A 7,531-nucleotide genomic window follows, 5' to 3' on the forward strand; every position below is an offset into this window, starting at 1 on the left:
CCCGGAAACCCTCCCCGGAGGTCTGCGGGCCGAGCCACAGGGTCGGCACCGGCGGCAGGCCGTAGCCCACCGCGCCGTCGAAGTCATCACCCGGGGTCGGGATGATCTGGTCGGCCTCCGGGCCGCCGCCCACCGCGGCACGCGCCCGCCAGGGCGCGTTTGCAAAGTCGCGTCGGATCAGGCCGCGGCGTTGGGCGCCCGGCTGGGCGTGCGCCCGGATCGCCCTCGTACTGGGTCGTACTTGGGTGATTCGGGCGTGCGTCCAGCCGGGATGCGCGGCGTCGCGGACCCGGCGGGGCTTTGCAAACGCGCCCTACGGCCGCGGGGGACATTCCGCCGGGATCGGAGGAGCATCGAAGGCGACGACGCAGGCACGGCGCGCCCCCTGGCCGCAGCGGCGGCACCCGGCGCCGCCGGACCGATCCGAGGAGGAAGGCCATGATCGTCGACTGTGCGCACTACCTCGACGGTCGTCGCCAGCACGAGGGGCCGATACCGCTCGAGCAGGCGGCCGCCCGCTGCGCACAGGGCGGGTTCGTCTGGCTGGGGCTCTTCGAACCCGGCCCCGAGGAACTGGCCGAGGTGCGCGCGAGCTTCGGCCTGCACGAACTCGCCGTCGAGGACGCCCAGGCCTTCCACCTGCGTCCCAAGGCCGAGCAGTACGAGGACGGGACCGAGCTGATCATCCTGCGTACCGCGCGCTACGACGACGGGTCCGAGGAGGTCGACACCGGCGAGATCAGCATCTTCCTCGCGGAGCACTTCGTGATCGCCGTCCGCCAGGGCATCGCCAGCGAGCTGGCCGGCGCCCGCAGCCGGCTCGAACAGCGTCCCGAACTGCTGCGGACCGGCAGCGCCTCCACCCTCTGGGCCATCCTGGACCAGGTCGTCGACAGCTACGCACCCGTCGTCGCCGAACTGGAGCGGGACATCGAGCAGATCGAGGCGACCGTGTTCTCCGGGACCGTCGCCCCGACCGAACGGATCTACTTCCTCCGCCGCGAGGCCACCGACTTCTACCGCGCCGTCCACCCCCTGCTCGCCGTCCTGACCCGCCGCCTCCAGCCCGGCAAGTCACCGCCCGCGCTGCTGCCGTACTTCCGTGACGTGCACGACCACCTGCTGCTGGTCAACGAGGAGGTGGCGGCCCAGCGCGACCTGCTGGCCACCGTCCTGGAGGCCAACATCGCGGTGATCTCGGTCGAGCAGAACCGGATCAACCTCCGCCAGACCGCCACCATGGAGCGGCTGACGATCCTCGCGAGCGTCTTCCTCCCGCTGTCCTTCGTGGTCGGGTTCTTCGGGCAGAACTTCGCCTGGCTGGTCAGGAACATCAACAGCTTCACCGCCTTCCTCACCCTCGGCATCGGCGGTCTGCTGCTCCCCTGTCTGCTGCTCTTCCTGTGGCTGCGCCGCCGGCGCGGCCACATCGCCCCGCCCGCGCCGGAGGTGACGGCCGTCCCCACCGGCCCGCCGCCCGCGTCCGCCCGTGGCGGCCGGGCCGAGCGGCACACGGGATGACCGCGGGATGCCCCCGGCAGGAGCCCTGCATCCCGGGCCTTGCGGTGCTGACCGTGTGTCAGACTCGTTGGTATGGGCCACTTCGACGCGATACCGCCCCGTGAACCGTCGCCGCGCCTTAGGCGGCCCGCTCTGCCGGCCTGGTCGCGGCCGGACGGCGTGATGCCGGTGAGCCTGCCGCTGGGCCGGTTCCTGGTGCGCACGCCGTGGCTGGTGGTCTTCGCCGACGGGCTGCGGGTTTTCCCGACCGGGTTCGAGTTCGCGCTGCACGTCCGCCGGGACCTTCGGCCGCGCGACGTCGCGCGCGGCGAGGCGGTCGACTGGCAGCCGCCGTTCGTCCAGGAGCACGACAGCGAGGACCAGTTGCGTTTCGGGGTGCTCTTCCCGGACGGCCGCCGGGCCGTCGCGCAGCAGGGCTGGTCGGTGGAGTGGCGTACGCCCGAGGGGCCGCGGCCGCCGGTGATCGCCCCGCAGGACGGTTCCGGATCGTGGGACCACTGGGACCAGAGTTTCTGGGTGTGGGGCCTCCCGGCCGGGGGCCCGGTCACCGTCTTCTACTCCTGGGCCGAGGAGGGGGTGCCGGAGACCCGGTTCGAGCTCGACGGGGACGCCCTACGCGCGGCGGCCGCCGAGACCCTGGTGTTCTGGCCGGAGCCGGAGCCGGAGCCGGAGCAGGACGCGGAGCCGGAGCAGGACTGACCGGCGCCCGGCCGGTCGTGGTGGTCGTCCGCCGCCCGATCGGCCGACCGGGCGGGCCGGTACCGGATGTCCTCAGGCGTCCGGCGGCAGGTCGGCGAGGGCTTCGCCGAGGGCGAGTTCGAGCGGGCCCCGGGTCTGCAGGCCGCGCCGGAACAGGGCGGCGGTGCGCCGCTGGGCGTCCTCGGCCCGGACGAGCTGTTGGAACAGGGCGGCGTCCGCCCGGACGTCGGCGGGGGTCGGCAGGCTGATGGCGTTGACCGCGGCCTTGGCCGCGGTCAGGCCGTCGCGGGGGAAGGCGGCGAGGCGGGCGGCCAGGCCGGCGACGAACGCGTCGAGGTCTGCGTCGGGCAGGGCGCGGTTGATCCAGCCGTAGCGTTCGGCCAGGTCGGCGTCGAAGTCGGCGGAGCCGAGCAGGACTTCCAGGGCCCGGCCGCGGCCGAGCAGGCGGGTGAGGTGCTGGATCGCGCCGGCGCCGGGGGGCGCGCCGATGCCGACCTCGGGCTGGCCCAGCACGGCCGTCTCGCGGGCGGCGAACCGCATGTCGCAGGCGAGCAGGAACTCGCTGCCCGCCCCCCGGGCGCGGCCGCGCAGCTTGGCGATGGTGACGACGGGCAGCAGGCTCAGCCGGCGGAACAGCATGCCGAGGGAGGCGTCACCGGGGCCGCCGCTCTTCGCGGCCTCGGCGGTGTACTCGGCGACCTTCGTCAGGTCGACGTGCGGGAGGAAGAAGTCGGCGTCCGCGCTGCCGAAGACCACGACGGCGGGTGCGTCCGGGCGCGCGAGATCGTCGAGCAGGGTGACCAGATCACGGACGACCTCCGGCCCGATCAGGTTCATCGGTGGCGCGTCGAACGTCGCGGAGAGCACTGCGCCCTCCAGCACGGTGTCGATGGTCTCGTACGGTCCGGTCATGGGGTTCCTCCGTGCTCGGGACCTGCGATCAGCTGCCGAGCCCGGGGGCGGGGATCGGGGATCGGGGATCGGACGCAGCCGTGCGGGCGGGCGGCGTCCGACGGGGCGAGGGCGCCTGCGGGGCCGGGGAGACAGGTGACGATCATGGTGACGGCGGCGAGCGCCGGCGCCGCCCGCGTACGTGTCATGCCGCACTATGTGCGGACGGACCCGGCCGAACCGGGCAGGACACTCGGCACGGTCCTCCGTCCGGCGCACCGCCGCGGCCGTCCGCGCCATGCACCGTCGAGATGGTCCGCAAACATCCGACCGCGCAAGATCACCGCATCGGGCTAACCCGGAGCGGCTTCCAGGCCCAACCGGCCGTACCGGCGGCAAGCTTGATCCCGGCGACGAACGGAGGCGCGGATCGCCCGGGCTCCGTCATGTCCGCCCCCGGTCACAGCTGATATGGACGTGTGCCGGTGACCGCTCTTGTGAACTCTTAATCGAAGGGGAGCCCGCCCGATGACGGTGGACACCAGCCAGGCGCTCGCGGAGCCGACCGGACAGAGCAGTCTGAGCACTGCGGCTGCCCGCAACCTTGCCTCCACCAAGAAGTCCGCTCCGCAGATGCAGGAGATCACCTCCCGCTGGCTGCTGAAGATGCTCCCCTGGGTGGAGACCCAGGGCGGTACCTACCGGGTCAACCGGCGACTGACGTACACCGTCGGGGACGGGCGGATCGACTTCGTCCAGGACGGTGCCCGGGTCCGGCTGATCCCCCGTGAGCTCGGCGAACTCGCCGTGCTGCGCGGTTTCGACGACCTTGCCGTGCTCACCGCGCTCGCCGACCGCTGCGTGCAGCGGGACTTCCGGGCGGGTGAGGTGCTGGCCGAGCGCGGCGCGCCCGCCGAGCAGATCCACCTGATCGCCCACGGCCGGATCAGGCAGACCTCGGTCGGCCAGTACGGCGACCCGGTGGCCGTCGCGGTCCTCGCCGACGGCGACCACTTCGGCGAGCACGCCCTGCTGGACGCCGGGGCGAGCTGGGAGGCCACCGCCACCGCCGAGACCGCCGGCACCCTGCTCACCCTGGCCCGCGCCGACTTCGACGCCGTGCTGGCCTCGGCGCCGGAACTGCGCTCGCACGTCGAGCACTTCAGCGCGATTCCGCAGCAGCGGCAGAACAAGCACGGCGAGGCCGAGATCGCCATGTCGGCCGGCCACACCGGCGAGGCGCAGCTCCCCGGCGCCTTCGTCGACTACGACCTCAACCCGCGGGAGTACGAACTCTCCATCGCGCAGACCGTGCTGCGGGTCCACACCAGGGTCGCGGACCTCTACAACGAGCCGATGAACCAGACCGAGGAGCAGCTCAGGCTCACCATCGAGGCGCTGCGCGAGCGCCAGGAGCACGAGCTGATCAACAACCGCGAGTTCGGCCTGCTCCACAACGCGGCCTTCAAGCAGCGGATCCAGACGTACTCCGGTGCGCCGACCCCCGACGACCTGGACGAACTACTCTGCCGCCGGCGGGGTTCCCGGTTCTTCCTGGCCCATCCCCGGGCCATCGCGGCCATCGGCCGGGAGTTCAACGCCCGCGGCCTCTACCCGGACCACGTCGACCTCGGCGGACAGCAGGTCCCGGCCTGGCGCGGCGTGCCGATCCTGCCCTGCAACAAGATCCCGATCAGCGAGGAGAACACCACCTCGATCCTGGTGATGCGTACCGGGGAGGACAGGCAGGGCGTCATCGGTCTGCACCAGACCGGTCTGGCGGAGGAGTACGAGCCGGGCCTGTCGGTGCGGTTCATGGGCATCGACGAGAAGGCGATCATCTCCTACCTCGTCACCACGTACTTCTCGGCGGCGATCCTGGTGCCCGACGCGCTCGGCGTGCTGGAGAACGTGCAGATCGGCCAGCGGCGCGGCTGAGGCGGCTGACGCGGCACGGTCCCGGGCGGGCACCGCCCGTCCTCGGCCCGGCCCCGGCGTGCCCGGGATCCGGGCCGTCCCACCACCTCACCAAGGAGCCACGGATGCCCGTTCCCTCACCTCCCCCCGAGCGGCCGGACCCGCCGTCCGCGGCGCCCGGCCCCGGACCCGCTCCCGGGGGCGGCGCCCTGCCGGGGCCGGCGGCGCTCGTCCGCCCGGCCGTGGCGAGCGTGCCCCCGCCCGCCGCGGAGCCGGTCGCCGTCCCGGCCGCGGAGCCCGTGGCGGCGGCTCCCGCCGCGGCCCGGACGGTTGCGGGCCCGGTGCTGGAGCGGGTCCTGCGCGGCCCGAGCGGCCTGGGCACGACGGGGCTGTACCTGACCCGGCTCGTCGAGGAGCCGTCCGGGCCGGCGGGTACCGCGGCGGCCGCGGAGCCGGCGGCGGGCGTCCCGGTGCCGGGGCTGTACCACCACCCGGTGGCGGAGCCCGACCCCGTCCGGGTGGAGGAGGTCGGCCGCCGGATCAAGGCGTGGGCCGTGGAGGAGGTCGAGCTGTTCCCCCCGGACTGGGAGGACCAGTTCGACGGGTTCTCGCTGGGCCGCTACATGGTCGCCTGCCATCCTGACGCACCGACCGTCGACCACCTGATGGTCGCCACCCGGCTGATGGCGGCGGAGAACGCCCTGGACGACGTCTACTGCGAGGACCACGGGGGCTCGCCGGTCGGGCTCGGCAGCCGCCTGCTGCTGGCCCACACCGCGCTCGACCCGCTTTACACCACCGCGGAGTACCACCCGGACTGGGCGGCGTCGCTGCACGAGGACGCGCCGCGGCGCGCCTACCGCTCGGCGATGGAGTACTTCGTCCGGCAGGCCGGGCACTCGCAGGCCGACCGGTACCGGCACGACATGGCCCGGCTGCACCTGGGGTACCTCGCGGAGGCGGCCTGGGCCGAGACCGGCCACGTCCCGGAGGTGTGGGAGTACCTGGCGATGCGCCAGTTCAACAACTTCCGTCCCTGCCCCACCATCACCGACACCGTCGGTGGCTACGAACTCCCGGCGGACCTGCACGCGTTGCCCGCGATGCAGCGGGTCATCGCGCTCGCCGGGAACGCGACCACCATCGTCAACGACCTCTACTCGTACACCAAGGAGCTGGCCACCCCCGGCCTGCACCTGAACCTGCCGGTGGTGATCGCCCGACGGGAGAAGCTCCCCGTCCGCGATGCCTACCTGAAGGCCGTCGAGGTGCACAACGAACTGATGCACGCCTTCGAGGCCGCGGCCGCGGAGCTGGCGGCGGAGCTCCCGGTGCCCACCGTGCTGCGCTTCCTGCGGGGCGTGGCCGCCTGGGTCGACGGCAACCACTACTGGCACTGCACCAATACCTACCGCTACAGCCTGCCCGATTTCTGGTAAGAACGGATTTCCTCTGTGACCAATACCGAACTCTCCACCGCGACCGCCTCTGCGTTCATCCCCTCCCCGGCGACGCCCTACCAGGGTGACATCGCGCGCTACTGGGACCACGAGGCCCGGCCGGTGAACCTTCGCCTGGGTGACGTCGACGGTCTCTACCACCACCACTACGGCATCGGTGACGTCGACCACGCCGCGCTCGGCGACACCGAGGACAGCACCTACGAGAAGAAGCTGATCGCCGAGCTGCACCGGCTGGAGTCGGCGCAGGCCGAGGTCCTGCTGGACCACCTCGGGGCGGTCGGTCCCGGGAGCACCCTGGTGGACGCCGGCTGCGGCCGCGGCGGCTCGATGGTGATGGCCCACCAGCGCTTCGGGTCCAAGGTCGAGGGGGTCACCCTGTCGGCCAAGCAGGCCGAGTTCGCGAACCGCCGCGCCCAGGAGCTGGGCATCGCGGACTCCGTCCGCGCCCGCGTCTGCAACATGCTCTCGATGCCCTTCGAGACCGGGCAGGCGGCGGCGTCGTGGAACAACGAGTCGAGCATGTACGTCGACCTGGGGGACCTGTTCGCCGAGCACTCCCGGATCCTCGGCGTCGGCGGCCGGTACGTGACCATCACCGGCTGCTGGAACCCGCGTTACGGCCAGCCCTCGAAGTGGGTCTCGCAGATCAACGCGCACTTCGAGTGCAACATCCACTCCCGCCGGGAGTACCTGCGGGCCATGGCCGACAACCGGCTGGTGCCGCAGGCCGTCATCGACCTGACCCCGGCGACCCTGCCGTACTGGGAGCTGCGGGCCACCTCCTCGCTGGTCACCGGCATCGAGGAGGCGTTCATCAACTCGTACCAGGACGGCTCGTTCCAGTACGTGCTGATCGCGGCCGACCGGGTCTGAGCACCACCGCCGGGGTGTCCGTGCCGTACGCGGCCCGTGGCAGGCCACGTACGGCACGGCACGGACGCGGGGCCGTCGCGCCCGTGCCCCGGGCGCAGCGGGCGTCGGACCCGTTGCGCCCGGCCCCGGCGGTGGAAGTCCCCGGCCCCCACCCGTCCTCTCGGGTG

General features: G+C 72.7%; 6 protein-coding genes. 5 read left to right on the forward strand and 1 reads right to left on the reverse strand.

The features are described from left to right. The first annotated feature begins 438 nt into the window (after positions 1–438). Positions 439–1,521, forward strand: a complete 1,083-nt coding sequence (locus tag AB0D08_RS39565; RefSeq protein WP_359895184.1) for a CorA family divalent cation transporter — start codon at positions 439–441, stop codon at positions 1,519–1,521. A gap of 168 nt (positions 1,522–1,689) precedes the next feature. Next, a complete protein-coding gene (locus tag AB0D08_RS39570; protein WP_359895186.1) occupies positions 1,690–2,220 on the forward strand; it encodes a hypothetical protein in 531 nt (176 codons plus the stop codon). Positions 2,221–2,292: 72 nt separating this feature from the next. Here AB0D08_RS39570 and AB0D08_RS39575 read toward each other — a convergent pair whose 3' ends face one another. After that, entirely contained in the window at positions 2,293–3,132 is an 840-nt protein-coding gene (locus AB0D08_RS39575) for an enoyl-CoA hydratase/isomerase family protein (protein ID WP_051813200.1), read from the reverse strand. A 507-nt stretch (positions 3,133–3,639) separates the two neighbouring features. On the opposite strand from AB0D08_RS39575, the gene AB0D08_RS39580 reads away from it, so the two are divergent. From AB0D08_RS39580 to AB0D08_RS39590, 3 genes are all read left to right on the forward strand, one after another. Further along, positions 3,640–5,049 carry a family 2B encapsulin nanocompartment shell protein gene (locus AB0D08_RS39580; protein ID WP_033822307.1) on the forward strand — a complete coding sequence of 470 codons (1,410 nt, stop codon included), beginning with the start codon at positions 3,640–3,642 and terminating at the stop codon, positions 5,047–5,049. A gap of 104 nt (positions 5,050–5,153) precedes the next feature. Further along, on the forward strand, positions 5,154–6,467 hold the full coding sequence (locus AB0D08_RS39585; protein WP_359895189.1) for a family 2 encapsulin nanocompartment cargo protein terpene cyclase: 1,314 nt from the start codon (positions 5,154–5,156) through the stop codon (positions 6,465–6,467). A gap of 15 nt (positions 6,468–6,482) precedes the next feature. Then, positions 6,483–7,364, forward strand: a complete 882-nt coding sequence (locus AB0D08_RS39590; protein ID WP_033820519.1) for a geranyl diphosphate 2-C-methyltransferase — start codon at positions 6,483–6,485, stop codon at positions 7,362–7,364. The last annotated feature ends 167 nt before the right edge of the window (positions 7,365–7,531 follow it).

It is taken from the genome of Kitasatospora sp. NPDC048540 (assembly GCF_040651175.1).
Lineage (GTDB): Bacteria > Actinomycetota > Actinomycetes > Streptomycetales > Streptomycetaceae > Kitasatospora.

Excerpts from the sequence above, each read along its gene's own strand:
- AB0D08_RS39565 (WP_359895184.1), top strand. The coding sequence starts at position 439 with ATGATCGTCGACTGTGCGCACTACCTCGACGGTCGTCGCCAGCACGAG.
- AB0D08_RS39575 (WP_051813200.1), bottom strand. The coding sequence starts at position 3,132 with ATGACCGGACCGTACGAGACCATCGACACCGTGCTGGAGGGCGCAGTG.
- AB0D08_RS39580 (WP_033822307.1), top strand. The coding sequence starts at position 3,640 with ATGACGGTGGACACCAGCCAGGCGCTCGCGGAGCCGACCGGACAGAGC.
- AB0D08_RS39585 (WP_359895189.1), top strand. The coding sequence starts at position 5,154 with ATGCCCGTTCCCTCACCTCCCCCCGAGCGGCCGGACCCGCCGTCCGCG.